Here is a 26,668-nt window from a genome sequence, read left to right on the forward strand (position 1 = left end):
TAAAACACGCACCGAATGGGCTCTCTGCCGATAGCATGAAGGTAAAGGAATTTTTGGAGGGAACGCCATGGGGACATATCTGGTGCGGGGCGGGAAGCGGATAGAGGGAGAATTTGCGGTGCGGGGGAGCAAGAATGCCGCTTTGCCCATTCTGGCGGCGTGCGTGCTTGCGGCGGATGAGGTGGTTCTGGAAAATCTGCCGCAGATTCGGGATGTATCGCAGACGCTGGAAATTCTGCGGGAGCTTGGCTGCTCTGTTACGCTGACGGGGCGGACGGCGGTGATAGACAGCCGCGAGATGCAGGTGACCGCGCTTTGCGGCGAAACGGTGCGGAAAATGCGTTCCTCCATCCTCTTTCTGGGGGCAATGCTTGGCAGAAGCGGTGCGGGCAGGATTGCGTATCCCGGTGGCTGTGCGATTGGCAAACGCCCGATAGATTTGCACCTTGCCGCCTTTCGCAGGATGGGCGTTTCCATTGCGGAGGAAAACGAGATTCTTGATTGCAGGGCGGAACGGCTACAGGGGTGTCGGATTGATTTGCCGTTTCCGAGCGTAGGCGCAACGGAAAACATTCTGCTTCTGGCGGTGTGTGCGGAGGGGGTAACGGTGCTGCATAACGCCGCGAGAGAGCCGGAGATTGTAGCTCTGGTGCGGTTTCTGCGTGCCATGGGGGCGGAAATTTACGGCGAGGGAACGGGCAGCCTTCTGATTGAGGGGGTGAAGCGGCTGCATGGGGCGGTTTTCACGATTCCTGCCGACCGTATCGAGGGCGGTACGTTTCTCTGTGCCGCCGCCATGACAGGGGGAGAGCTATGCTTGAAGGGACTGGAGCGAGAGCAGCTTGGCGCGGTTTCGGAAGCCCTGCGGATGACGGGCTGTCGGCTTTTCTGGGAGGAGGGAGGTCTCCTGTGGATGCGTCCGCCAAGGCGGCTGCTGTCGGATTTTTCGATTATAACGGGGCCGTTTCCTGCCTTCCCGACGGATATGCAGCCTTTGCTGATGGCTTTATTGACATTGGCGAAAGGACATTGTATGATTAGTGAAACAGTGTTTGAAGCCCGTTTTTCGCAGGCAGAGGGGCTTTGCCGCATGGGAGCCGATATCCGCATTGCGGGGAGAAGGGCTTCGGTTTTCGGCGTGGAGCGGCTCTTTGGTGCGGAGGTTTTTGCCAAGGATTTGCGCTGTGGGGCGGCGCTTTTGTGCGCGGCACTTGCGGCGGAGGGCGAAAGCCTTGTGCATGGCGCGGAATTTGTGGAGCGTGGCTATGAAAAAATAGAGACTGCGCTTTCGCTTTTGGGCGGCGAGATTCGTCTGACAGAGCAGGGCTGATAGAACAGAAAGGATACGATATGTTTCATCGGAAGAACAAACAACAGAAAAAACCACAGGAAATGCTTGATATTGACCTGATGGAGGAAATCGGCTACTATCAGAAAAAGCCGCAGAAAAAGGGGCTTGACCAGAAAATCGTGATTGCGCTGGTGCTTGTGGTGGTTGTGGCTGCATGCGTGCTGTTTTCGCCACTGTTTTCGGTGAAAAAGATAGAGGTGAATGGCGCAAGCCAGTTTACGACATCTGCGCTTTGCGAAAAAATCGGTCTTTCCAAGGGGGATAATCTGCTTCTGTTCAGCAAAGGCAGAGCGGAAAAAACGCTTGAGAAAAGCCCGTATATCGCCTCTGCGAAGCTTTCCGCCAAGCTGCCCCATACCATGAGGATAACGATAAAGGAAAGAAAGGCGAGAGGGTATGTGCCCTATATGGGGTCGTACCTCTACATAGACGAGGAAGGGCGTGTGCTTGAGGTGGCGGGCAGCTGTAGGGATGCACTGCCGCTGGTCAAGGGACTGAAATTTGACAGCTTTACGGAGGGGGAAATCCTTCCCGTGCAGAATACGGATGCGCTTGCGGTGATTCTGGAAATTTCGCAGCTGATGGAAAAATATGAGCTTCTGGATGAGGTTGTGGAAATTGATGTTTCCAAGCCGAAGGATATTTATGCCTATGTGAATCAGGTGCAGATTCATCTGGGGAATATGACGAACGGTGATATGAAAATTCAGTATATGCAGCAGATTGTAAAAAAGATTCCCAAGGAGGACAGAGGGATTTTAGACCTCAGCGGATTGGACAACCCCAAGGCGAATGTTACCTTCCAATACCTGACCTGATGGGACGGAGAAAAAAGAAAACGGCACTGAAATATTTTTTGCTGAATTTGTTATTTTCTGCTTGAATAAAAAGAGAAAAGATACTATGATAGAATATAACTGACAAAAACGGAAAAAGGCGTTTAAAAAAAAGCAAAAATTCGCAGGAAAACTTGTTTTTGCTATGGCAATCGGCTTTTCTTTCGTGTATAATATAAGTTGATAAATTTTCAGAACAACCTAGGAGGAGATTATAGCATGCTCGAATTAGATATCCCTATGAGTAATATGGCGCAGATTAAAGTAATCGGTGTTGGCGGCGGCGGCAACAACGCAGTAGATAGAATGATTGAAGACGGCTTGGATGGGGTGGAATTCATTTCCATCAATACAGACGGACAGGCTCTGTCTAAATCCAAATCCGCAACGAAAATCCAGATTGGCGAAAAGCTGACAAAGGGTTTGGGCGCAGGCGGCAACCCTGAAATCGGTCAGCGCTCCGTGGATGAAACACAGGATGATATCGCGCAGGCACTGCGTGGTTCCGATATGGTGTTCATTACCGCAGGCATGGGCGGCGGCACAGGCACAGGTGCGGCTCCCCGCATTGCGTCCATTTCCAAGGAGCTGGGCATCCTGACGGTCGGCGTTGTGACAAAGCCCTTCAATTTTGAAGGCAAGAAAAGAATGGGCAATGCGGAAAAGGGCATTGCAGAGCTGAAAAAGAACGTAGATACGCTGGTTATCATCCCCAACCAGAGACTGCTTTCCATTATTGATAAGAAAACAACCCTGACAGAGGCCTTCCGCAAGGCGGATGAAATTCTGCTGCAGGGGGTACAGGGTATTGCCGATCTGATTTCCAAGCCCGGCGTTATCAATCTGGACTTTGCTGATGTCAGAACTATCATGGCAAACAGAGGCATTGCACACATGGGCATCGGTCGCGCAAGCGGTGAAAATAAGGCTGAGGTTGCTGCGAAAATGGCAATCCAGAGCCCTCTCTTGGAAACAACCATCGAGGGTGCAAAGCATATCCTGATTAACTTCAGCGGTGACATGAACCTTGGTCTGATGGAAACAGAGGAAGCAGCAGAGCTGATTAGAGAAGCTATTGACCCCGAAGCAGAAATCATCTTCGGTACTACATTGAATGAAGAGCTGAATGACGAGGTTGTGGTTACGGTTATCGCAACAGGTCTGGAGGATGAAGCGCACACAGAAGCACCTGCCAGACGTTCCTTTGCGGAAACCATTGCTGCAAGAGGCGAAAGAGCAGAAAGAGCAGAAAGAGAAGAGGAGCATGCTGCGGAAACAGAGGAGGCTTCCGAAGAACCCGCACAGGAGGACGCACGTCCTGCCGCAAGAAGATTCGCAGATTTGGATTATGATTATGAATCCGAAATCAAGATTCCTGATTTTCTGACAAGAAAGAAATTCTGATTTTCTGCAATCAATTCAGACAAAAAATTACATAATTCGATTTTTAAACCTCATATCCGTGGAGTCTGTTCTGCGGTATGAGGTTTTTTTGTGAAAAACAACCGAAATAAAGAACAAAAATAATAGAAAAAATATTGTTTTTTTGTGGAAAAGTGCGGATAGCAAATAAAGATAAGATTGTATTTTTGCCAAAACAATTTATTTTGCGTCATTTTCAGTTTGAAAATTGTGTATTTCGTTCGGAATCTGTAGCAAAATCAGATAAATTATCTTATAATAAAAAACGGAAGAGGGGCATCTTCCTCCTTCTCTTTTGGAGAAGGAGCAGCAAAGTAAGAATTGGGGTGTATTTTATGAAAGAAAAGGAAAGAACAAAAGTGGTATTGGCGGATCGAGACGGATTTTATCTGCAACGCTTGAAGCGCTGTCTGGAAAGAAGGGGGGATATGACAGTGGTAGGCATGGCGGACAACGGTGTGGCCCTGCTGGATTTGGTGATACAGAAAAAGCCTGCTGTGCTTCTGACAGATATCCTATTGGGGGAGCGAGATGGCTTATGGGTTCTGGAAAACATCAAAAAGAGGGGACTTCCGTGTATCTGCATTTTTATTTCCGCGATTGACAGCGATAAGCTGGTGCGGCAGGCAATCAGCCTTGGTGCGGAGTATTATATGGCGAAGCCGATTCAGGGGGAGCTTCTGCTGGAGCGCATCCATCAGATGCTGAAGCAGGAAACGCCAACAAAGGAAGCAGCAAAACCGAAAGCAGCGGAGCGGAGGGAAAATCCTTTCGAGGAGCTGGAAAGCGAAATTTCCATTCTGCTCAGTCGCATGGGAATCTCTGCCAGCATAAAGGGGTACCACTTTATTCGCAAAGCGGTGATGATGGCAGTGGAAAATCAGGATGTGCTGGTCGGCATTACGAAGGGGCTGTATCCCGATATTGCCAAGCAGTATAAAACAACCGCAAGCAAGGTGGAAAGAGCCATTCGCCACGCAATCGAAAGCGTATGGAAGAAGAACGGGCCGCAGGTTTATTTTGAGGTAGCAGGCTATCTGCCGACTGAAAAGCCGACGAATGGGCAGTTCATTGCCGCCCTGTCGGAATATTTTCGCATTAAGGAAAAAGGAAAATCGAAAAAAATTAGCTGAAAATAAATAAGAAGAAAAAAGGAACGAAGCTTGTTGTATGACAATTCGTTCTTTTTTTCGGTCGAAATTCACAAATTTTCATTGTAATTCTTGCCATATCATTATAAAATAAGAAACTAGAAAGAGTATTTTTGAGAAAAACAGAAAAGGGGCGGTTGGGATGGATACGAAAAAAGCAGTGCTGAAAGGCGTTTTGACGATGGTGGTTGTTGCATTGGCAGGCTTTCTGCTGTTCAATGGCATCGGGCGGCATCCCTATCAGCCGGATGAGCTGGAGGGCGTATTCCGCAAGGAGGCAGCCGCGCGCAGTGTCAGCGGCGAGGGTGAGGTAATTTCCGAAACCTATGGCAACAGCATTACCTTTGCCATGCAGACGGCAGACGGCAAACGGGCATGTGCAACCTATGGACGCAGCATGTTTTTTGATAAATATAAGGAGCTGGAATTTTATACCGGCGTGCAGGGAGAGGAGCCTGCGGAAAATATTGTTTATGCGGAGAGGAACGACACCATAACGGGTGACAGCATCACCTATTCCGTAAACGATGGCGCGATTGCCTATCAGGCAACGGTTCGCTTTGGCAATGACATCGGGATTCAGTTCAGCGATGAGGTGAGACCGATGATGTATCTCAAATTCATGGTTGTCTGCCTTGCGGCAATGGGCATCTTCGGGGTGCGTATTTTCCTTGGCAGACGGCAGGCATGAGTACAAAAGAAAATAATGAGGTGAAGAAAATGGAATTATCGAAAAAAGCAATGAGCATCAAACCTTCTACAACAATGGCAATTTCCTCCCGTGCGGCTGAAATGAAGGCAGCGGGGGTGGATGTGGTTTCCTTCGGCGCAGGGGAACCCGATTTTGATACCCCTGCACACATCGCGCAGGCAGGCATTGATGCCATTCAGAACGGGCAGACACGCTATACCCCTGCGGCAGGGACACCGGAGCTGAGACAGGCGGTTTGCGATAAGCTGAAACGGGATAATGGTCTGGAATACGAACCGGCACAGGTGGTAATCAGCAACGGCGCAAAGCATTCCCTGATGAATACCTTCATGGCAATCCTGCATGAGGGGGACGAGGTGATTATTCCTGCGCCCTTCTGGTTAAGCTATGCGGAAATGGTGCGTATTGCCGGCGGTGTGCCTGTGATTATTCATACGAAAAAGGAAAACGGCTTCATGATGACCAAGGAGGAACTGGAAAATGCCTATTCTGCAAAAACAAAGGCAGTTGTGCTGACAACACCCTCCAACCCCACAGGGCAGGTGATGAGCAGAGCAGATCTGGAAATGGTGGCAGAATTTGCGGTCAGCCATGATATTCTGGTGGTTTCCGATGAAATTTACGAAAAGCTGATTTACGAGGATGATAAGCAGCACATCAGCATTGCATCCCTTGGGCAGGATATTTATGACAGAACCATTGTCATCAACGGTGTTTCCAAAAGCTACGCTATGACAGGCTGGAGAATCGGCTATGCGGCGGCACCCTTGCCGATTGCAAAGCTGATGGCATCCCTGCAGTCCCACATGGCTTCTAACCCCAACTCCATCGCACAGGCGGCAACGGTGGTTGCGCTGAATGGTCCGCAGGATTGTGTGGCAGAAATGTGCGTGGAATTTAAAAAACGCAGAGATTACATTTATGAAAGAGAGGAAGCCATCCCCGGCATTTCCGCACTCAAGCCCGAAGGTGCCTTCTATCTGTTTGTGGATGTTTCCGGACTGTACGGCAAGGCATACGAGGGGCAGAAAATCGAATCGGCGGCGGATTTCGCATCCATTCTTCTGGAAAAGAAGTATGTGGCGGTTGTGCCCTGTGCCGATTTCGGCATGCCCGATTATATCCGCCTTTCCTATGCAACGAGCATGGAGCTGATTAAAAAAGGCATGGACAGAATCGAAGAAATGGTAAAGGAATTGAAATAAGAAAACGCAGGCGGTGCATCTTATATCTGAACGATAAAGGGAGTGCCGCCTTTTTCAGGAGAAAGGAAGCGAGCCAATGAGCTATGAGGTTTTGGAAAGCAGGAAAACCTATGAAGGGAAGATTGTGACGATTACGGTCGATAAGCTGCGGATGCCGGATGGCAGTGAGGCCTATCGCGAAACCGTAATCCGCAAGAAAAACGCCGCAGGCGTGCTTGCGGTGGATACGGATGGGAGGCTTCTGTTTGTCCGCCAGTATCGGCATCCGTTTCGGGAAATGCTGCTGGAAATCCCTGCCGGTGTGATAGAGGAGGGCGAAAGCGGCGAAGCAGCCGTGCTGCGCGAGCTGGAGGAGGAAACGGGCAAAAGGGCAGGCAGAGCGGAATTTCTCTGCGAGCTGTATCCCTCTGTCGGCTTCTGTACGGAAAAAATTCAGCTTTTCTTCGCCACAGAGCTGACCGCAGGCACACAGAAGCTGGATGCGGATGAATTTGTGGAGATTGAAAAATATACTTTGGAGGAAGCCATTGCAATGATTCATAAGGGCGAAATCAAGGACGGAAAGACCATTGCGGCGCTTTTTGCATGGCAGGCAAGAAAAAACGCATAATTAAAACAGACGAGCCATACCTTGTATCAGGGGGGATGGCAATGAAAAGGCAGAAACGAAGGACAGACAAACAGCTGCAACGAATTATAGGCATTGTCTGCCTTTCTTTTTTATTGGGGACGGCAGGCGGCGCGCTTCTGGCGAATCTTCTGCCGCAGGGGCAGCAGGGGCAGCTTTCTGCATTTTTGCAGCAGGCGCTGGCAGATGGAGACGAAATCAGCTTTGCGGCAATTTTCTGGAAATATCTGAAATATGATATCATCATCTGGTTAGGGGGATGGATGCAGCTGGGGCTTTTCTTTGCGGGGGCGGCGTTCCTGTTTCGGAGCGTCTGTGTCGGCTTCACCTCTGCCATGATGATGGCGGCGTATGGCATGAAGGGGGTGCTTCTTTCCGCGACTGCGTTTCTGCCGCAGAATCTTCTGCTGATTCCCTGCTATATCCTGATGATGTCCGCCTGTGTGTATTATCTGCTTTCCTGGCAGGAGGAGGGCGGCAAGCGGACGCTGAAGCGAGAAAAACGGCGAAAGCAGCTGGAATATTGCATTCTCTTTGGGGGGTCTGTGCTGCTGCTTGCGGCGGCTTCTGGGGTGGAACGGATGCTTTTACTGCTGTGAGGGCTTCTTATCGAAAAAAATAAACGTTGTTTTGTAAAAAATTCATGTGAAATTTTGCAAATTGTTCACAAAAAGTTCACAAAATTAACATTTTTCAGCAAATCATATCGACAAGCCATGGAAAAATAAGTATAATTTAAAGAACTAAAGACGAAGGGGATTGTTGAAATGGAACAATGTATTGCTGATTTTACCGCATATTTACGGAATGAAAAAAAATCACCGGAAAATACTGTTCTCTCCTACAGCAGAGATTTAAAGGGGTTCTGCCGCTTTATGCAGGAGGCGGGAGTTTCGGATGCCGCAAAGGTGAATCGCACGAATGTGATGGCGTATGTCTATGAGCTGCAAAAGCAGAAAAAGGCAGGGGCAACGGTTTCCAGAAATATTGCGTCCATTCGTTCTTTTTACCAGTTTTTGCAGAAGAAGGGCATGGTGACGGAAAACCCTGCGGCGGATATAGAGCTGCCGAAGGTGGAGAAAAAAGCCCCTGAGATTCTTTCTCTGGAAAAGGTGGAGCTGCTTTTGGAGCAGCCGAGAGGGGAAGAGGATAAGGAGGTGCGCGATAAAGCCATGCTGGAGCTGCTTTATGCGACCGGCATTCGCGTGACTGAGCTGATTTCTCTGAAGGTTTCGGATTTGAATCTGCCCTTGGAATATATCCATTGCGGCAGCGAAGCAAAAAGCCGTATCATTCCCATCGGCGCACAGGCGAAGGCATCTCTGCATAAGTATATGGAACGGGTGCGGGAGCACATGATTTCCGTTCCGGAGGAGGAGGCGCTGTTTGTCAACTGCAACGGCAGACCCATGACCAGACAGGGCTTCTGGAAGATTATCAAATCCTATGCAAGGCGAGCGGGCATCGAGGAGGATATCACACCGCATATTCTGCGGCATTCCTTTGCGGCGCACTTAATCGAAAACGGTGCGGACTTGCGCTCTGTGCAGGAAATGCTGGGTCATTCCGATATTTCCACCACGCAGATTTATACGAAGCTGACGAATCAGAAGCTGAAAAATGTATACGCAAAAACGCATCCCCGTGCGTAAATCCATAAGAAAGACGAAGCTCTCCAACGAGATTTGGAGAGCTTTTTTGATGGGGAAAACCACTCCACGGAGCGTTTGTTGCTTTCGGAAGGCGGATAAAGTAAGATAAGAAAGAAGGTCTGTTCCGCAAAGGGCTGTGAGAAATATTTGTCGAGGCTTTAGGAGGGACAGCCCCTTTGAAGAAACGCGGAAAGTATGCTATACTGGAAAAAATATACCGAAAAAAGAATTTCTGTGCAAAAGGGGGAAGAAGCATGAAAAAGGTATTGTTTGTGGATTGTTGCATCCGCAGGGAGGCTTCCCGCTCCAAGGAGCTGGCGGAGTATTTTATCCAAAAATTAGAGGAAACGGGTGCGTATGAAATTGAGCGGCTGTGCCTGATGGATGAAAATTTATCTTATTTTTCCGATGGGTTCTTTTTGCAGAGAGAAGCCCTTCTGGCGGAGGGAAAATTCGACCATCCTCGTTTCCGCTATGCGCACCGGTTTGCGGCGGCGGATAAAATCGTGATTGCCGCGCCCTTCTGGGATTTAAGCTTTCCTGCGCTTTTGAAGGTGTATATCGAAAACCTCTGTGTGGACGGCATTACCTTTCATTCGGATGAAACAGGGCTGCATGGGCTTTGTAAGGCAGACCACATGGTTTTCCTGACGGCAAGGGGCGGTATTTATACGGATTCCCCCATGGAGCAGGGCGCACGCTACTTGGAGCAGATGGCGGCGTTCTTCGGCATTGCAAAATTCGACTGCGTTGCCGCGGAGGGGCTGGATATCGGCGCATGGCCTGTTGTGGAGCTGATGGAGCAGGCAAAGGAGAAGGCGGCAGAGGTCGCAAAGGCATTTTAAATAAAAGAAACACGGTATGACATGGCTCTGATTCCGAAAGGGGTTTTCTGTGATACCGTTTTTTATTAGGAAGGATGCGGGAGGAACTATGAAGCTATTTCATATCAGTGATTTGCATTTAGGCAAGCGGATATATGAATTTTCCATGCTGGAGGAGCAGAGGGAGCTGCTTTTGGAAATTCTGCGGAGCATAGACGAGGAACAGCCGCAGGCACTGCTCATCAGCGGTGATATTTACGATAAGCCTGTGCCGCCGACAGAGGCGGTGAAGCTGTTGGATGATTTTCTGACGGAAGTATCCAAACGAGGACTGCATACCTATCTGATTGCAGGCAACCATGATTCCGCACAGCGTCTGGAATTCGGCAAGGAAATTTTCGGCAGGGAAAGCATCCATATCAGCGGCAGCATTGGCGAGGGATTGGCGCATGTTACGGAAACGGATGAATATGGTACGGTGGAAATCTGGCTGCTTCCATTTTTCAAGCCGGCGCATGTGAACGCCCTGCTGCGCGAGGAGGAGGCTTCTTCCTATGCGGCGGCGGCAAAGCTTTTGTTGGAACGAGAGAAGATTGATTTTTCCAAGCGAAACGTGATTCTGGTGCATCAGTTTGTGACGTGGAGAGGGGCGGCGGAGCGCAGTGATTCCGAAACGCTTTCCTTGGGCGGCGTGGATGAAATTGATGCAGGGCTGTTTTTTGATTTTGATTATGTTGCACTGGGGCATCTGCACAATCCGCAGAAGTTGGGAAGGGAAACGGTGCGCTATGCCGGCTCTCCCATGCCATATTCCTTTTCGGAAATCCGCAGGAAAAAGGGCATTACGGTTGTTGAACTCAAGGAAAAAGGTGTGGTTTCTCTGGATTTTATCCCACTGGAAACAAAGCGGCAGTTTCGGGAAATCAAGGGCCCGTTGGAGGAAATCCTTGCGGCAGGAAGGGAAACGGGCGGCTCGGAGGATTATATCCGCTGCATCCTGACGAACAGCGAAGCCCTGCTTGACCCTGTGGGACAGCTGCGGCGCATTTACCCGAATTTAATGACGCTGGAATTTGAACAGCAGGCAGCTTCGTTTTCCGATGAGGTGCTTTTGGATACAGAGACTGCCCGCCCGGAGGAATTGTTTGCGCGCTTTTTTGAAAGGCAGAACGAAAAGGAACTGGATGAAACGCAGAAAAAGCTATTGGAGTGCATCTGGAAGGGAACGGAGGAGAAGGCATGAAACCATTAGAATTGACGATTTCCGCCATTGGCCCCTTTGCGGAGCAAACGGAGATTTCCTTTGAACGGCTGGGAAAGCAGGGGCTTTTTCTCATCAGCGGCGACACAGGCGCAGGGAAAACTACGCTCTTTGATGCCATCTGCTTTGCGCTGTTCGGTGAGGCGAGCGGCTCGAACCGTGGCGTGGACAGTATGCGGAGCGATTTTGCGAAGCCGCAGACCAAAAGCTTTGTGTCGCTGACGTTTTCCCATCAGGGCAGACAGTACCGCGTGGTGCGCAACCCTGCGTATCAGCGACCCAAGCTGCGCGGCGAGGGCATGACGGCGGAGAGTGCGGATGCGGCGTTGTATCAGGAATCGGGCGCGGAGCGGGCAACACTTGCGACCGGATTTACGCCTGTGAAAAACGAGATTGAAACGATTTTGGGCGTGGATGCAAAGCAGTTCAAGCAGATTTCCATGATTGCGCAGGGGGAATTTCTGAAGCTGCTTTATGCGGACAGCACAGAGCGCGGCAATATTTTCCGCAGGGTGTTCCATACCGACCTCTATGCCGCCTTTCAGAAACGGCTGAAGGATGCGGAGCGAGAAAAACGCATTGCCTTGGAGGACAGCGAAAAGCAGCTGTTGAGACATTTCAGCGAAATGACGGGGGAAGCCTTGAAAAAGGAAGCACTTTTCGACGGGGAGGAGCTGCTTTCCGTGCAGGAAAAACGCTTGCAGGAAATGGAGCGGAGCCTACAGGAAACAGACGAAGCCCTGACAACACAGCAAAAACGTCTTAGCGAGCTGGAGCATGCCATCAGCGAAGGCGCGGAAACGGAGCAGCTTTTTGCGAAGGCGGCGGCAGCACGGCGGCTTTTGGAAACGCAGGCGGCACTTCTGCCCGAAAAACAGGCAGAAACGGCAAGGCTGAGAAAGCAGCGAGATGCGCTTGATTTTGTTTTCCCCTTGGAGCAGGCTTGGAAAACGGCGGAAAAAATGCGGGTAAACCGGCAGAGAGGTGCCATCGAAAACGCGGAAAAGGAGAAGCAAGCGGAGGAAATACTTGCCCGTTTACAGGCGGAAAGGCTGCTTCTGGATGCAGAAAAGCCACAGCTTGAGGAAAAACGAAGTCTTTTGCGCAGATTGAAGGCAGACGAAGAACGGGTTTGGCAGAGGGAAAAAACAAAGCAGGAGACAGAGCGGCTTGCTGCGGAGAAAAGCGCGGCAGAAGCCGAGATGCAGGCGTTGCAGGAACGGCTCACGGCGCAGGAAACGGCACAGCAGGAATGGCAGGCGATGCTTTTTATGCAGGAAAAGCTGCTGTTGGAGAAGAAAGCACAGGAGCAGACGATTACCCGAAAAAAAGAATTTATCGAAAGCATCGAAACACTTCTGCAACAGAAAACAGATATCTCCAAAAAGGAAAGGGATTTGCAGGGCATGCAGAAGAAATACCTCGCGTCGGAGGAGGCATGGCAGGCGGCGAAGGCAGCGGCAACGCAGGCGGAAACGCTTTATCTGCGCGAACAGGCAGGCTTTCTAGCGGAAAACCTCACGGAGGGGATGGCTTGCCCTGTCTGCGGCGCAACGCACCATCCCCATAAGGCGGCGCTGACGGAAAATGCCATTACGCAGGCGGAATGGCAGGAGAAAAAGGCGCAGGAGGAAACGGCAGGCGCGGCTCTGCGAAGGGCATCCGAGCAGGCGAAGGTTGCAGGGGAAAAGCTGCTCCTGGCGCAGGAAGCGTTCCGCACAGGCTGTGAAAGGCTGGGGACAGCTGCGGAGGGGCTTTATGCGGAAAAGGAAACGGCAGAAGTCGCATTCAAGCAGGAAATAGCACTGCTGGCAGAGAAGCAAAGGAGGATAGACGAAGCAGAAGCCCTGCGCCCCGAAAAGGAAGGCTTGCAGGAACGCATTGCGAAAAGCCAAGCCGCCTTGGCAGCATTGCAGAAAAGGGCGGAGGAAACGAACACCGCTTTGCGGCAGAAGCAGGGCGAATATAGCCTGTTGCAGGCGCAACTTGGAAATTTGACTGCCGCAGTGCTGACAGAGAAATGCGCCGCTTTGCAGAAGGAAATTTCTCTTGCGGAGAAAAAGGAATTCGACTTGCAGGAGACTTTGCAGCAGACACGAGAGAAAAAGGAGCGTTTTCTTGCCCTGCGCAAGCAGGCAGAGCAGGAGAGCCAAGCCGCCGCAAAGACGGAGCAGGGAGCGGAAGCAGAATTTTTTGCCGTTTTGCGGGAAAAGAGCTTTGCAAATCAGACAGAATATGAAGCATATCTCACAGAGCGCACGGTATTGGAGTGTGCGGAGGAAGAAAACAGACAGTTTTTCGCAGCTTTGGAAAAGCAGAAGCAACTGGCAGAAATGCTTGCGGAGAGCTGTGCGAAAAAGGAGCGGAAGGATGTTTCCGCTTTGGAGGAGGAGCGAAAAACGCTTTTGACGGAACGCGCGGCGAAAAAGCAGATGGCAGATGAAACAAGAAAACAGGCTGCTGTTCTGGCAAATTTCCTGCAAAATGCAAGGAAGGAATGGCAGGAGAGGATGCACGCTGCGGCGGCGTATCTCCCGATTCGGGAGCTTTCTCGCACTGCCAACGGGGAATTGCCCGGTAAGGAGAAAATCGCCTTTGAACAATTTGTGCAGGGGGTTTATTTCCGAAGGATTTTGCAGGCGGCAAATCTGCGTTTGCAGGATATGACAGAGGGCAGATATCTTTTGCTGCACGCAGAGAAGGCGATGAATAAACGCTCGCAGGCGGGCTTGGAGCTGGAGGTGTTGGACCATTATACGGGCAAAAGCCGCTCGGTGCGTTCACTTTCGGGTGGGGAAGCGTTTAAGGCTTCGCTTTCCTTGGCATTGGGGCTTTCCGATGTGATTCAGGCGCACGCAGGCGGTGTCCGTGTGGATGCGATGTTCATTGATGAGGGCTTCGGCTCTCTGGATGAGCAGTCAAGGGAGCAGGCGGTGCAGGTGCTGCAAAGGCTTTCTTATGGGAATCGTCTGGTGGGAATTATTTCCCATGTTTCCGAACTGAAGGAAAGCATTGATAAGAAGATTATCGTGAAAAAGGGCAGTGCCGGCAGCAGCATTGCATGGCAGGAATAAAAAAGAAATAAGGAAATAAAAAACCTCTTTCCTCAAAGCGTATGAAAATGCTAAGGGAAAGAGGTTTTATTATTATCAGAAAAAATTATTCATCCCAGTTATGGTAGGTATTCTGAACATCATCGTCATCGTCGAGCATTTCCAGAAGCTTATTCATCTTCTTGATATCCAGAAAACCTTGATAAATCAATGGTTTCAGAGCTTTTTCAGAACCTAAATTTTTTCTTCAATTATGACATGCAACAGCAAATACATTGAACATATATCATCACTGAAATTGTACAAAAATCATCACTGAATGTCAAGAAAAGACTATATTTTTTATTTTTTATTGCATTTTTATATAGTAAAATACATAGGGTAAAAGAGAAACAGGTAGAGATGTTTATTCACTCATAATTTATTGAAACAAAAAAATACCTTAATTCAAGGTATTTTTTATCCCTCCCCATCACCTTTTAGGTTTCCAAGTATAACCGCAATTAGAACATCTATTTACAGTTTTACTTGCACCAATAAAACCCCACAGATAGTTTACTCCCCTTGCCCCTGTGGAGATTGCCGTAGAGCCGCATTTGGGACAACGTGGTTGGTTGGATTGGGATTTTTGAAGACTGATTTGTTGTTCAATTTGATTGATTTTCAGTTGATATTCAATAATGTCATTTTCTTGCAAGTCAACCATAGATTGCAGAAATTTTTTATCTCTTGATACTTGTTTTAACATATCTATTTCGTATAAAGGTATATTGATTTTGTTATGAAAAATTATGCAGTTATCAGATATACATTTTTCACATTTGTCAAAGTACATGTCTGTTAACCTACCAATGTGCTTACAGTCAATGCAATAGTAAAATCCAGTATTTCTATTTTCTGACATAATATCTCCCCCGTTTGTGTAAAAATATTCCAAGTATTTCTATTTAAGTATATCATTCAATATAAGCGTTGTAAACAGTGATAAAAATGGGAAATTAAGTATCCCTTTATTTGATATGCTTCGCACTACGGGTGAAGGAAATCCTACCGTTGGACAAGGAACTGAAAGATTTATTCAAGCTATTCGCTCTGCAAGCGAAAAAGACTTAATGGGCAAATTGAATATCGGGAAATTGGCAAAAGGCATTGGTGAAGTAGATGCCAGAGCCGTAGAAGCTGCCAAACATATGCAACAGACATCTGGCAGCATAGAAGATTTTAACAAGACGGTTGGTGCAGCAGGTACTGCCAGTCAGGAATTCGGTGAAGCCGTAAAAAGTGCAGTTATCAACATGGGTGCTATGCTTTTAGTCATGGTAGCCATCAAAGGTGCTATGTGGATATTCGACAAACTGAATGTCACCACAGAAGAACAGCAGGAAATTGTTGATGACCTGACAGAAAAGGTTAAAGGGCTAAAGGATGAGTATAACGAACTATATGGTAGAAATGACCTAACAGAAGCAGAAAAACAGAAGTTAGATTATCTGCAACGTCAGCTTACTGTTAACGAACAGATTCTAAAGCAGGAACAGAAAAAGCTGGGAACAGTAATATTTCTAATTGGACAATTTGTCCCTTTTGAATTTTCAAAGTTAGCATAAATTTGCATGTACAATAAAAAATACTTGACGAATACAAGAGAAGCACTTATACTACAGCTGTGGCTAATGGACAAGTGTGTTTTTATAGATGCTTACCGAAGCTATCACTTGAGCTTGTCTTGGGTGCTTCAATTTTTTGAAAGATATATTTCAACGTGTCACTTTCATGTGCTTTTCTAATAGGGGACAATGCCTTTCATGGTAAATGATTTTCACATCAACCCTTGCGGACGTTGAAAGAAACTTTCCGCTTTGTGTTTCGTCAAGGGTGTCATACAGTTTTAATTACAGATACCTTCTTGTATAACAAGTGTATCTATTGTTGCACGAAGCAGTAAGCTGTCTGTGAATTGCCGTAGATATATGGTGGTGTACGAAGCAGTAATTTGTCTGTGGATTCCATTCATCAGAGGTTGCCAACCTTGACAATTAAAGAATGATATCCCTGTTATAGCATATTGATATTCATAACGATTTCGTATATAATCACATATAGAATCGTTATTTTTTGATTGCGGAGGTGATTATCATAACACTACAACAAAAAGTTAAGGTTGCCTGTGCTATGGCTGGAATTAGTTTGACAGAATTAGCAGCCAGAATGGGAACTTCACAACCAAATCTTTCTAAAAGGCTACGGGTAGGCAGATTTACAAAGGAAGAACTAGAAGAAATGGCAACATATTTAGGATGTGAATACATTTCATTTTTTCAATTTAAAGACGGAACGAAGATTTAATAATTTATACTGAACGCGAAATGCACAAGAATTTTTCTTGTGTTTTTTATTACTCATGGAAATAACTAAAAAGTTATAATAAATTCGATTATAGTATTGATATAACCAAATAGTTATGATATAATGCTTTTGAAATTCATAATCAAAAAGTTATATATTATATCTCAAATGTATAAGGAGTGTTGGAAGTATGGCAGGAATTAAAAAAGCATTAGAAGTACCAGAGATGCCAGTAGGCAGATTGAAGCAGGAGTTAAAGATTGGTGCAGCCGTTACCGTATCAAAATACTCTCTTCTAAAAGATTATACATATATTCAGCGTGAGAAACGCAGCGGAACGGTAGCGGTACTGTCAAGATATATTGTTGTATTAGACTTTGGATGCTATCAAGAGTGTTTCCGCTACACGCAGTTTTTTGAATGTGGCGGTGACAGATTAAGACTGCAATAAAAGGAAAGGGAGAGTGCAGAACATGAAAACAAATGGATTTTTTCACAGCAACGATACTACAACAGGTATAACCAGAGTAATAGACGAACTTGGAAGGCTTGTTATCCCAGCTGAGGTTCGGAAAGAGTTAGGAATGTTTCCTAAGGAAGTTTGTAAAATAATTCCGTATGAAAACGGTATTTTCGTGCAAGTTTTTCATTCTGGTTTAAAACTTGAGTTAAAAAAACTAATTGATAAATATGATATGAATTTCTCTGACCCAACTATTATTGAAAGATTAAAGGGAATTTATGAAGAAATGACAGTTTAAAAAATATTTTGTTCCTTAGACAGCATTATTACTAGGGAAATAATAGGGTATATGCCCCAGATTTAAGCGTTATATTTTTGGTTGACTTATTTATCGACTTGAAAATAAAAACGGCTTACAGGCTTATATACCCTATTTTTTTATAAGGGATAATGACAAATAAAAAAATCTTTTTTAAAGATGTGTCGATTTTCATTTTTACTAAAAACGCAAATCAAACAGAGAATAACATAGTGTAACCATTTTTAAAGAATGGTAAGGGCGTTTGTAGGCTGTTGTTTCGACCTACCCCAGTTTGGGGGTGGTCGAAGGTGTCAGGTTTCATATTTACAATAAAAACAAAATTTCATTGGAAAAGTGACCCCAACAAAGCCCGTAAAATGGGGATTTATTTAATGTGTATTTTTAAGAAAGGATGATTTTTACATGAATGAAAGAACTAAAAGTTTCTACAAGAAAAAATTTGATGATTTAAGGCAGTATACCTATAATTTCATACCACAGGAAGATGAAATTTTTAAACAATGTAATGGTATAACAGAACCTCCTTACTGGTTTATCAGCAACTACGGTAGATTGTTTTCTGTCTATTACAAGAATGAACCATTGAAGCAGATTAGAGTGAACTATACAAAGAGTGGTACAGAGAGAAAGCAGCATGACTGGTCTTATGTGACGCAGTACAAGGGAAAGCAGAGAGAGCCACGCTTACATAGACTGGTTGCAAAATATTTCTGCAAAAACGAGTTTGACGGATACGCAGAAGTTGCAGGCGAACCTTTAGAGGTACATCACATTTTACCCGAAAGCACATTTGCAGAAGATGAACCATTCAAGGCAAACAGAAGTGAAAACTTGCAGATTCTTCCAAAGTCGGTACACAGGGATGTGTCGCACATTGGCAGCCTTGAGAAAAAGATTGCTGCACATGATAGCTTACCATTGTATTTTTTCGGTGATAAGTTTATACAGGCTTTGCAGAAACATATTGAAGATGGACGTTTAGCATATACTGTGCAGCAAGACGATAAAAAAGTTACTGCAAGACCATTGAAGAAAGAACCAGAAGAAGAATAATAAAAAACAGTCATTGTGGGGGTGTGTTATCCTCCACAGTGCTATTAAAAAACATAGGAGTGATTGAATGAAAAGTAAAGTAATATTTAAAAGTTTTTGTTTTGAGATAACACGAAAATGTAATATGAAATGTCTACATTGTATGCGTGGAGAAGCACAAGATTTGACAATCAGCAAGCAAGTGATAGATGAATGTTTAGATAACATAGCAGGTATGTATGATTTTATTCTCACAGGTGGAGAATCGTTTCTTGAGCCAGATATGATTGAATACCTCTTTGATGAAATCATTCGTAGAGAGATAACGGTATATGGCTTTTCGTGCGTGACAAATGGCAGTGTACGCAGTGAAAAGGTGGCTAAAGCATGGAATAGACTTGCTGACTATATCGCAGCAAGATATAAGCTGACAGAAGATGCAGAGGGTGATAGAAAATACCTTCGTTCTATCGGTCGAATTACTGTATCATACGATAAATATCACCAACTGGAATATGACGCATTGGAAACGGTAAAATGGTACAGGCAATATCTGAATAATCATTGTATTGCACTTAGAGAAAACTTAGAAGAAAATGAAACAATTCATGCACTAGGTAGAGTTTTGGAGAATGACGATATAATGCGAAGCGGTAAGATTGATTATGTTGTTTGTCCTCATAGAATTTCATTGTTGAAAGATACAAATATGGTAGAGACAGGGGTGCAAGTCGGGTGTAATGGTATTATAACGTGTGCGAAAGATTCATCATTTGAGCAGCAAGACAAGAAAAATTTTGGAAATATTCTAACAGAACCATTATTTGATATTATGCAACGTGGTATGCGTGCAGAGCCTTTTACAGAAAAAGAAGCAGCAGTATATGACAGAGTTTATACAGAGTTGCGTACAGGAAAAATTGACTTAAAACAGGGAAACGAACTATTGACATACTTTGATTCGGTATACACAGCAAGAAAAGTGTGTCAAAAGATTTATCCTTGGATGACCTTTGAAGAAATGGTAGAAGCGGTCTATGATGATATGAATATTCAACTGAGGAAAACAGAAGATAGTCCTTATATATTCACAATATATCCTCTTGAAGAATATAAGGTTACGAGGGAAGAAAGTATAAAAAGGACACAGACAACAAAGATTAAGGCATTGCTTACAGACCCACTATCATACTTTTCTAATTTATCGAGTTTGAAGGCAAGTATAGAAGAAACACCGTTGAAGATTTGGGACGGGTTTAAAAGGTGTGAATGATTGTTAAAAGGCTTAAAGGGTTTACCCCTAAAGTGATAACCTCTAAGCTGAACGTGAAGTATGTAAAATATCGTGTTTTCATGCTTTATTCTCGATAACGTATCGATACGCCATTGTTTCAAACAATCTGCAAAGAAGCTTTATGTTATGGGGTTTGTTGTAGGTAAGTGCTTAATCCATACTATACAAATATGAATTGATTCAAGTCAACAAATGCCGTATTTAAGCAATTTGTGCGATACGGCATTGTTATATTTCAAATCGAAACGGAGGTAACAAAAAATGAACAATGCTTATGTATGCCGTAAACTTTACTTAAATATTTTCTTGCAAAGCAAAGGATTCAAGCCGTTTGCACAGAGAATGGATAAATTTGATGCAAAAAAAATGGTTTGGATTTATAATAATAACACAGATTTGCAAGCGGCTGTCACTGAATACTATAATTAGAGATAAAATCGGAGGGACATACTTTGGAAAAATACTTACAAGACGTTATAAATATTGACGATTTAAAGACAGGAAAAATAAATATTATCGAAGCACCATGCGGCAGCGGCAAGACAACCTTTGCTATTCGTAAGCTACAAGAACACTTTAGAAGATGCACGACGCTTTACTTAACTGACACAGTGAATAACAGAGAGAGTTTACGAAACAGCTTCAAAGAAGGGAAACAATACGAACATGACGAACAACCAGAAACAATGAATTACGCTTTATTTGGAAAGTGTTGTGCTGAAAATCAAGATGCATTCGACATGGTAGATATTTTTCTCTGTGATGAACTATCGAATTGCGTGAATTTTTCTAAGATACGGCAGGAAGTTGATGATGTCAATTTGCATGATGAAGCACTAAAATATCTACACGATAGATATTTAAACGAACACACCTACATTATAGCTATAGACGCTACACCGCAGAAAATTTTTGACTATTATAGCCATTATCCTAATTGTTTTCATCTTGTGCCGTTGCATGGCGAACCAATATCTTATCAGCAAGACGAAACGATAAAATATACCCACATCAACACGATACTCACGCAGTTAGACCCAACGCAGCGAGGTTTAATCTATACGCCAAGAATAAAAAAAATGAAGGAGATTATCACTTTTTTGAATGGTAGAGGAATTACTTGCAACGGTATCTGGAGTAAAAAGAACGAAGCGGAACCAATGACCAAAGAGCAGTTAGGATTGCGAAACTATGTTTTGACGAAACAGCAGATACCAAATGATTTAAACGTGCTTGTGATAAACAAGAGTTCAGAGAGAGGTATTAACATTCATTCCCAAGTCGATTATGTGATTGTTGACGATATAGAAAAGGATGTACAAGTGCAGGCTAGAGGGAGAATAAGAAGTGATATTCGCACACTATATCTAAAATCGTATGAAGCGGAAAACGAAATTTGTTTACCACACGAATACTGCGGAGAAAAATTATATAGAGAACAGAAGGAAGAACTTTGCAAACTATTTAATATTGTTGAAAACGGTAGACGTTGCGGCTGGAAAACAATAGAATGTATGCTTGAAGAAAACGGATACACTATTGTTGATGGGAGAGAACCAAAAGGCGGAAAAAGGTATAGTATCATTATGTGATGTGTTTTTTAGGGGTACCAAACTTGTTGTTTTGTATATAGGAAAACAACAAAAATGGTACCCTTTTCAAAAAGTAATTTTTATTGTTATCCTGTTATCTTGAATGAGCGCAGCACAATCATAAAGAGTAGTATTAAATCTAACCTTGTCTTAAAAAGTATTAAAAGTTATTGACAATTCATGAAAAATGGTATATATTTTAAGTATCAATTCTAACGAACGTCAAATTTAATATGAAGGGCGGTTGCACTATGAATAAGATTTATGGTTATTGTAGAATCTCTACGAAGAAGCAGAGCATAGAGCGGCAGATAAGAAATATTAAAAAAGCATACCCCGATGCAATTATTATTGAAGAAGAATACACAGGTACAACGATTGATAGAAAAAAATGGAACAAACTGTATTCTCATGTTACAACAGGAGATACGATTATCTTTGATAGCGTATCCAGAATGAGCAGGAACGCAGCAGAAGGGTTTGAAGCCTATGATGAATTATACCGCAAGGGTATATCATTAGTATTTTTGAAAGAGCCACACATCAATACAGATACTTTTAAAAAGGCTTTATCCGATGCCGATTTGAAAAAGACGGGGACAAATGTTGACTTCATTCTTGAAGGGGTAAGCAAATATCTGATGGCACTTGCAAAGGAACAAATAAAAATAGCATTTGAACAATCTGAGAAGGAAGTGCAGGATTTGCACAGGAGGACTGCGGAAGGGATAGAAACAGCAAGGTTGCGCGGAAAGCAGATAGGACAGAAGCAGGGTACAAAGCTGACAACGAAAAAGAGCATAGAAGCAAAAAAGGTTATTTTTGAACATTCCAGAGACTTTAACGGTACTTTGAAAGATTTGGATGTTATGAAGCTGACAGGTCTTGCAAGAAATACATATTATAAGTATAAAGCAGAAATGAAGCAGAATAAACAATAATGAAAAAGGGGGGACAAAAAACTTTCCTCCCCCCTTTTTTTGTTTGCTGACTGTTAGGCTAATTCATTTACACACCAGAGTGTTTTATAATTTCATCAAAGGACTGGATGTAATAGCCATATCAATAATCGCACTATCTTCTATAGATTGCAGATAACGTTTTGTAATAGAAATATTTTCGTGTCCCAACAATCTTGATACGATGTAAACATCTAAACCGTTTTTTAGACACATTTGTGCAAAGGTATGTCTACAGGTATGTGGGCTACATCTGATTTTTTCATCAACATGAGCAGCAATGCCGCAATCCTTCACAACTCTTTCAACCGTTTCGGGAGTAAGCCTTCTTCCTTTTTGGCTTAAGAAATAGTAATCTGTTTCATAGTTCCATCTTTCACGAATATAATTTTCTCGCTTGATTTCATATTTCAACATAGCTTTACGCAGGAGAGGAGAGATAGGAACTAATCTTTGTTTACTGCCTTTCCCATGAATTAAAATGGTTCGTTCCCGAATATCTTCACATTTAATGCTGCAAAGTTCATAATTTCGAATACCTGTATCAAACAGCATGGTTATCATACATCTATTTCTGGAATTCAAGAAGTTAGAAGTATCATATATACTTAACATTCTTTTGGTTTCTGCGGCAGTAAAGGTTTGAATTAAAACTTTTTCCTCTATCTGTAATTTGATTTGAGAAGCGGGGCTAGTGCTTAAATATTCTTCTCTTACCATGTAATTGAAAAACGCTTTTACATTTTTTAGAATACTATTGATATAGGTGGGTTTTAGCCCTAGACTTTGTTTGTAGTGCAGATAGCCTTTGATATGAACCCGTTTGATATCCTCGATTGCAGTCAAATTATATTCAGTTTCTAGCCAACAAAGGAACAGTGCCATATTATTTTTAGCAGAGCGCACAGTCCTTGGGGAGCAATTCCGCAGTTTCAAATCAAACAGATACTCGTTTAATGCAGTCTCGTTTTTCATGAAAAAACCTCCTTAATTATAGTGCTATTGCACGTCATAATTAAAGAGGTTCTGTACGTCATTGTTGGTTGTATTTTCATACAAAAATTGATGTATAAAAGTGAATATTAAGATGAAAAATGTTGATTTTACTGAATTTCATAGTGATAAATTATTCATCCCAGTTATGGTAGGTATTCTGAACATCATCGTCATCGTCGAGCATTTCCAGAAGCTTATTCATCTTCTTGATATCCTCTTCGTCTGTCAGCTCCGTATAGGTCTGGGGAATCATGGTTACCTCGGCGCTTGCCATAGGGATACCTGCTGCCTCCAGTGTTTCGCGCACTGCGGAGAAATCATCGGGTGCGGTTGTGATTTCGTAGCTATCCTCCTCTGCGGCGAAGTCCTCTGCGCCTGCATCCAGAGCAGCCATCATCAGTTCTTCCTCATCCATATCGATTTCTTCCTTATCAATCACAATCAGACCCTTTTCATCGAACATGAAGGATACACAGCCGCTGTTGCCCATGTTGCCGCCGCCCTTTGTGAAGGCGTTTCTAACATTGGCTGCTGCACGGTTTCTGTTATCTGTCAGCACTTCTACAATAACAGCTACGCCGTTGGGGCCATAGCCTTCGTAGGTTACGTTTTCGTATTCTACGTCTTCACCGCCGCCGGCAGCCTTTTTGATACTTCTGTCGATGGTATCATTTGGCATGTTGTTGGCTTTGCATTTTGCGATAACATCACGCAGCTTACCGTTTACGGCAGGGTCGGGGCCGCCGGCCTTTACCGCAACCTGAATTTCTCTGCCCAGCATGGTAAAGATTTTACCTTTTTTTGCATCGTTTTTTTCTTTTTTATGTTTGATATTTGCAAACTTAGAATGTCCTGACATTAGGAACCCTCCTCCTTAAAATTTCACCAAAATATTTTATCATTATTTTCTGCATAATTCAAGGAATTTCGTATCGGAAAGCCTGTTTTTTATAGAATTTGGCAAAAATCGTCTTATTTTCGGATTTCCTCCTGCTCATAGGGGAAAACCTCTGTCAGGAAATGCTTGCGCCGCAGGGCATCCTCAATCTCATCCAGAATTTCCTCGCTTTCGGCGGAAACATGGTGAAAATGATACCCTGAGGTGACATTTAAAAGGGGAGTGGATTTGCCGCTTTCCAGATTTTTCAGAAACGCCTGCACATCTCTGCGGTTTTTGATTTGCAGGGGAGCAGAAACCTTCCCATAGACTCTGTGGTTTACCATGACATCCACGACACAGCCGCCTAAATCCACAATGGTCGTCAGTTCCTCCTCTGTTGCCGCGGCATCATGGAAGACCTTGAACAGCCGTATGGTATCCGCAGGCTCTTCCAGAAGATAGCCCCTTGCCGTTGCCAGAATGGAATGACCCTCTGTGCGAAGCAAAGCAATATCCTGCACAATCACCTGACGGCTGACCCCTGTGGCAGAGCCGAGCGCACCGCCGGAGAGAGGTGTTTTTGATTCCCTCATCAGATTTAATAATTTCTTTCGTCTTTCTGTGCCAGTCATTTTTTCAATCACTCCTGCTTATTCTACCGCATGGAGATTTTTCAGGCTGATATCCAGAATAGGTGCGGAATGGGTCAGCGCACCGCTGGATACATAATCTACCCCAAGCGCTGTGATGGTTTTGATATTTTCGATTGTCATATTGCCGGAGCATTCGGTTTCTGCTCTGCCGTCAATGATGCGGATGGCCTCCGCCATTTCCGCAGGGCTCATGTTATCCAGCATGATGATATCTGCGCCGGCTTCGACTGCTTCTCTTACCATATCCAGAGTTTCCGTTTCGACCTCGATTTTGCGGACGAAGGGAGCATACGCCTTTGCTGCGGCAATGGCTTCCTTTACGCCGCCTGCCGCGCCGATATGGTTATCCTTCAGCATTACGCCGTCGGAAAGATTATAGCGGTGATTCGAGCCACCGCCGACGGTTACGGCATATTTTTCAAACACTCTCATACAGGGAGTGGTTTTTCTTGTATCCAAAAGGGTTGTTTTTGTACCCGCAAGCAGCTTTGCAACGGCATTCGTATAGGTTGCGATGCCACTCATGCGCTGCAAATAATTGAGGGCGGTGCGTTCTGCGGAAAGCAGAACACGGATATCCCCCGTCACGGTTGCCAGAAGCTGCCCCTTTTTCACAGCATCCCCATCGGCGGCATGAAAGGCAATTTCTGTTTTTTCATCCAGAAGCTGAAACGCCCTTGCGAACACATCCAGACCGGCAATGATGCCGTCCTGCTTGCAGATTAAATCGACTGTGCCAAGCTGATACCGCGGCATGACTGCGTTGGTGGAAACATCCTCGCTGTTGATGTCCTCCTCCAGAGCCATGCGGATATATTTATCTGCTACAATTTGCATGGTAATCGGGTTCATTCTAATCCTTCCTTTCCTGCAATGTGCTGTGCTGCTTTTTCTGCGAAAACAAGGCTTTCCAGAAGGCTGTTGCTTGCCAGTCTGTTTTTGCCGTGTACGCCGTTGCAGCTGGTTTCGCCGACAGCGTAGAGATGCTCCATGGTTGTTTTGGAATGACGGTCTACATGGATGCCGCCCATAAAGTAATGCTGTGCCGGCACAACGGGCGCAGGCTCTTTTTTGATATCATAGCCTGCTTCCAGACAGGTTTTATAGATATTCGGGAAATGATTTTCAATATCCTCCGCAGGAACGGGAGCAAAGGAAAGCCATACATGCTTTGTACCTTCCTTTTCCATTTCCGCATGGATGGCGGCGGAAACCTTGTCTCTGGGCAGAAGCTCATTGACAAAGCGTTCGCCCTTGCTGTTGAGCAGGATTGCACCCTCGCCGCGGGCGGATTCGGAAATCAGAAAATGTCTGCCGGGCTTTTCGCTGTAAAGGCTGGTGGGGTGAATCTGCACATAGTCCATATTTTCCAGCTCCACGCCGTATTTTTCCGCCAGACGGAGTGCATCCCCCGTCAGGGAAGGGAAGTTTGTAGAATGTTCATACAGACCGCCGATGCCGCCCGTTGCCAGAATTGTGTTTTCTGCATGAATCCGCAGGATATCGCCGTTTTCTGCCTTTGCAACGATGCCATGGCAGGTGTTTCCCTCCACCAGAAGGTCTTCCATAACGGTATAGTCCTTAATGGTGACATTGGGCAGTGCCTGCACATTTCTGAGCAGCGTTTCTGTGATTTCCTTCCCTGTGATGTCCTTATGGAAGCAGATACGGGGCTTTGCGTGCGCACCTTCTCTGGTATATTTTAAACTACCGTCCGCTTCCTTGTCAAATCTTACGCCGAGGGCAAGCAGGTCATTGATCACGGCTCTGCTGTTGCGAATCATGATATCCACGCTTTCCTTGCGATTTTCGTAATGCCCTGCCTTGAGGGTGTCCTCGAAGAAGGAATCGTAGTCGGTTTCATCCCTCTGTACGCAGATGCCGCCCTGTGCAAGCATGGAATCGCAGCTGGGCAAATCCTCCTTGCAGATGAGAAGAATGTTCTGCTCTTTGGGCAGCTTGAGTGCGGCATATAAGCCGCTGACTCCTGCGCCGACGATGACGGTGTTATAGGTAAGCTCTTTTTCCATTTTATG

The 26,668-nt window shown here is 45.0% G+C and carries 27 protein-coding genes and 1 pseudogene; 21 read left to right on the plus strand and 7 right to left on the minus strand.

What is annotated here, in order from left to right; translation table 11 throughout:
• Nucleotides 1-67 precede the first annotated feature (67 nt).
• From murA to EJE48_RS09270, 12 genes are all read left to right on the plus strand, one after another.
• The gene (gene murA / locus EJE48_RS09215; RefSeq protein ID WP_118578882.1) at nucleotides 68-1,330 is read left to right on the plus strand and encodes a UDP-N-acetylglucosamine 1-carboxyvinyltransferase; all 1,263 of its coding nucleotides are present in this window, start codon (nucleotides 68-70) and stop codon (nucleotides 1,328-1,330) included.
• Nucleotides 1,331-1,350: 20 nt separating this feature from the next.
• Nucleotides 1,351-2,169, plus strand: a complete 819-nt coding sequence (locus EJE48_RS09220; protein WP_118578880.1) for a cell division protein FtsQ/DivIB — start codon at nucleotides 1,351-1,353, stop codon at nucleotides 2,167-2,169.
• A 237-nt stretch (nucleotides 2,170-2,406) separates the two neighbouring features.
• The gene (gene ftsZ / locus EJE48_RS09225; protein ID WP_118578878.1) at nucleotides 2,407-3,591 is read left to right on the plus strand and encodes a cell division protein FtsZ; all 1,185 of its coding nucleotides are present in this window, start codon (nucleotides 2,407-2,409) and stop codon (nucleotides 3,589-3,591) included.
• A 353-nt stretch (nucleotides 3,592-3,944) separates the two neighbouring features.
• Nucleotides 3,945-4,742 (plus strand): sporulation initiation factor Spo0A C-terminal domain-containing protein, encoded by a 798-nt coding sequence (locus EJE48_RS09230; protein ID WP_118578876.1) that lies wholly within the window; start codon nucleotides 3,945-3,947, stop codon nucleotides 4,740-4,742.
• A 160-nt stretch (nucleotides 4,743-4,902) separates the two neighbouring features.
• A complete protein-coding gene (locus tag EJE48_RS09235; RefSeq protein ID WP_016407352.1) occupies nucleotides 4,903-5,451 on the plus strand; it encodes a hypothetical protein in 549 nt (182 codons plus the stop codon).
• A gap of 29 nt (nucleotides 5,452-5,480) precedes the next feature.
• The gene (locus tag EJE48_RS09240) at nucleotides 5,481-6,677 is read left to right on the plus strand and encodes a pyridoxal phosphate-dependent aminotransferase (protein WP_118580362.1); all 1,197 of its coding nucleotides are present in this window, start codon (nucleotides 5,481-5,483) and stop codon (nucleotides 6,675-6,677) included.
• A gap of 76 nt (nucleotides 6,678-6,753) precedes the next feature.
• Nucleotides 6,754-7,287, plus strand: a complete 534-nt coding sequence (locus tag EJE48_RS09245; protein WP_016407350.1) for an NUDIX hydrolase — start codon at nucleotides 6,754-6,756, stop codon at nucleotides 7,285-7,287.
• Nucleotides 7,288-7,328: 41 nt separating this feature from the next.
• A complete protein-coding gene (locus EJE48_RS09250; RefSeq protein ID WP_160117345.1) occupies nucleotides 7,329-7,904 on the plus strand; it encodes a stage II sporulation protein M in 576 nt (191 codons plus the stop codon).
• A gap of 168 nt (nucleotides 7,905-8,072) precedes the next feature.
• A complete protein-coding gene (xerD, locus tag EJE48_RS09255) occupies nucleotides 8,073-8,957 on the plus strand; it encodes a site-specific tyrosine recombinase XerD (RefSeq protein ID WP_118578872.1) in 885 nt (294 codons plus the stop codon).
• 254 nt (nucleotides 8,958-9,211) lie between these two features.
• A complete protein-coding gene (locus tag EJE48_RS09260; protein ID WP_124984518.1) occupies nucleotides 9,212-9,802 on the plus strand; it encodes an FMN-dependent NADH-azoreductase in 591 nt (196 codons plus the stop codon).
• 88 nt (nucleotides 9,803-9,890) lie between these two features.
• Complete coding sequence (locus EJE48_RS09265; protein WP_118578868.1) at nucleotides 9,891-11,024, plus strand: exonuclease SbcCD subunit D; 1,134 nt, start codon at nucleotides 9,891-9,893, stop codon at nucleotides 11,022-11,024.
• Nucleotides 11,021-14,116 (plus strand): AAA family ATPase, encoded by a 3,096-nt coding sequence (locus EJE48_RS09270; protein ID WP_118578866.1) that lies wholly within the window; start codon nucleotides 11,021-11,023, stop codon nucleotides 14,114-14,116. The genes EJE48_RS09265 and EJE48_RS09270 overlap by 4 nt, the downstream gene beginning before the upstream one ends.
• An 85-nt stretch (nucleotides 14,117-14,201) precedes the next feature.
• Here the strand turns inward: EJE48_RS09270 and EJE48_RS12785 are convergent.
• A pseudogene (locus EJE48_RS12785) lies at nucleotides 14,202-14,282 on the minus strand (YebC/PmpR family DNA-binding transcriptional regulator); the annotation flags it as partial.
• Between the two features lie 285 nt (nucleotides 14,283-14,567).
• Nucleotides 14,568-14,999, minus strand: coding sequence for a hypothetical protein (locus EJE48_RS09280; RefSeq protein WP_118578864.1), 432 nt, complete (start codon nucleotides 14,997-14,999; stop codon nucleotides 14,568-14,570).
• A 208-nt stretch (nucleotides 15,000-15,207) separates the two neighbouring features.
• Here EJE48_RS09280 and EJE48_RS09285 point away from each other — a divergent pair, with 208 nt between their 5' ends.
• The 9 genes from EJE48_RS09285 (at nucleotide 15,208) to EJE48_RS09320 (ending at nucleotide 22,085) form a co-directional block, all read left to right on the plus strand.
• On the plus strand, nucleotides 15,208-15,702 hold the full coding sequence (locus EJE48_RS09285; RefSeq protein ID WP_147365787.1) for a hypothetical protein: 495 nt from the start codon (nucleotides 15,208-15,210) through the stop codon (nucleotides 15,700-15,702).
• Nucleotides 15,703-16,222: 520 nt separating this feature from the next.
• The gene (locus EJE48_RS09290; protein WP_330548500.1) at nucleotides 16,223-16,441 is read left to right on the plus strand and encodes a helix-turn-helix transcriptional regulator; all 219 of its coding nucleotides are present in this window, start codon (nucleotides 16,223-16,225) and stop codon (nucleotides 16,439-16,441) included.
• Between the two features lie 190 nt (nucleotides 16,442-16,631).
• On the plus strand, nucleotides 16,632-16,892 hold the full coding sequence (locus EJE48_RS09295; protein ID WP_118578860.1) for a hypothetical protein: 261 nt from the start codon (nucleotides 16,632-16,634) through the stop codon (nucleotides 16,890-16,892).
• A gap of 22 nt (nucleotides 16,893-16,914) precedes the next feature.
• Nucleotides 16,915-17,202 carry an AbrB/MazE/SpoVT family DNA-binding domain-containing protein gene (locus EJE48_RS09300; protein ID WP_118578858.1) on the plus strand — a complete coding sequence of 96 codons (288 nt, stop codon included), beginning with the start codon at nucleotides 16,915-16,917 and terminating at the stop codon, nucleotides 17,200-17,202.
• A gap of 426 nt (nucleotides 17,203-17,628) precedes the next feature.
• A complete protein-coding gene (locus EJE48_RS09305) occupies nucleotides 17,629-18,279 on the plus strand; it encodes a hypothetical protein (protein ID WP_118578856.1) in 651 nt (216 codons plus the stop codon).
• Between the two features lie 67 nt (nucleotides 18,280-18,346).
• Nucleotides 18,347-19,531, plus strand: a complete 1,185-nt coding sequence (locus EJE48_RS09310; protein WP_118578854.1) for a radical SAM protein — start codon at nucleotides 18,347-18,349, stop codon at nucleotides 19,529-19,531.
• Nucleotides 19,532-19,813: 282 nt separating this feature from the next.
• Nucleotides 19,814-19,981, plus strand: coding sequence for a DUF5659 domain-containing protein (locus tag EJE48_RS12285; protein ID WP_160117346.1), 168 nt, complete (start codon nucleotides 19,814-19,816; stop codon nucleotides 19,979-19,981).
• A 23-nt stretch (nucleotides 19,982-20,004) separates the two neighbouring features.
• Nucleotides 20,005-21,144 carry a hypothetical protein gene (locus tag EJE48_RS09315; protein WP_118578852.1) on the plus strand — a complete coding sequence of 380 codons (1,140 nt, stop codon included), beginning with the start codon at nucleotides 20,005-20,007 and terminating at the stop codon, nucleotides 21,142-21,144.
• Nucleotides 21,145-21,395: 251 nt separating this feature from the next.
• On the plus strand, nucleotides 21,396-22,085 hold the full coding sequence (locus EJE48_RS09320) for a recombinase family protein (RefSeq protein ID WP_118578850.1): 690 nt from the start codon (nucleotides 21,396-21,398) through the stop codon (nucleotides 22,083-22,085).
• Nucleotides 22,086-22,169: 84 nt separating this feature from the next.
• On the opposite strand, the gene EJE48_RS09325 is transcribed toward EJE48_RS09320, so the two are convergent.
• From EJE48_RS09325 to EJE48_RS09345, 5 genes are all read right to left on the minus strand, one after another.
• On the minus strand, nucleotides 22,170-23,078 hold the full coding sequence (locus EJE48_RS09325; protein ID WP_118578848.1) for a tyrosine-type recombinase/integrase: 909 nt from the start codon (nucleotides 23,076-23,078) through the stop codon (nucleotides 22,170-22,172).
• A 151-nt stretch (nucleotides 23,079-23,229) separates the two neighbouring features.
• Nucleotides 23,230-23,958: a YebC/PmpR family DNA-binding transcriptional regulator gene (locus EJE48_RS09330; RefSeq protein ID WP_016407344.1), complete on the minus strand. Its 729-nt coding sequence runs from the start codon at nucleotides 23,956-23,958 to the stop codon at nucleotides 23,230-23,232.
• A 113-nt stretch (nucleotides 23,959-24,071) separates the two neighbouring features.
• Nucleotides 24,072-24,611, minus strand: a complete 540-nt coding sequence (locus EJE48_RS09335; protein ID WP_124984520.1) for a transcription repressor NadR — start codon at nucleotides 24,609-24,611, stop codon at nucleotides 24,072-24,074.
• Nucleotides 24,612-24,629: 18 nt separating this feature from the next.
• Nucleotides 24,630-25,484, minus strand: coding sequence for a carboxylating nicotinate-nucleotide diphosphorylase (gene nadC, locus EJE48_RS09340; RefSeq protein WP_124984521.1), 855 nt, complete (start codon nucleotides 25,482-25,484; stop codon nucleotides 24,630-24,632).
• Nucleotides 25,481-26,662, minus strand: coding sequence for an L-aspartate oxidase (locus EJE48_RS09345; protein WP_124984522.1), 1,182 nt, complete (start codon nucleotides 26,660-26,662; stop codon nucleotides 25,481-25,483). The genes nadC and EJE48_RS09345 overlap by 4 nt, the downstream gene beginning before the upstream one ends.
• Nucleotides 26,663-26,668 lie beyond the last annotated feature (6 nt).

Origin of the sequence: Anaerotignum faecicola (assembly GCF_003865035.1) — a bacterium.
Lineage (GTDB): Bacteria > Bacillota > Clostridia > Lachnospirales > Anaerotignaceae > Anaerotignum_A > Anaerotignum_A faecicola.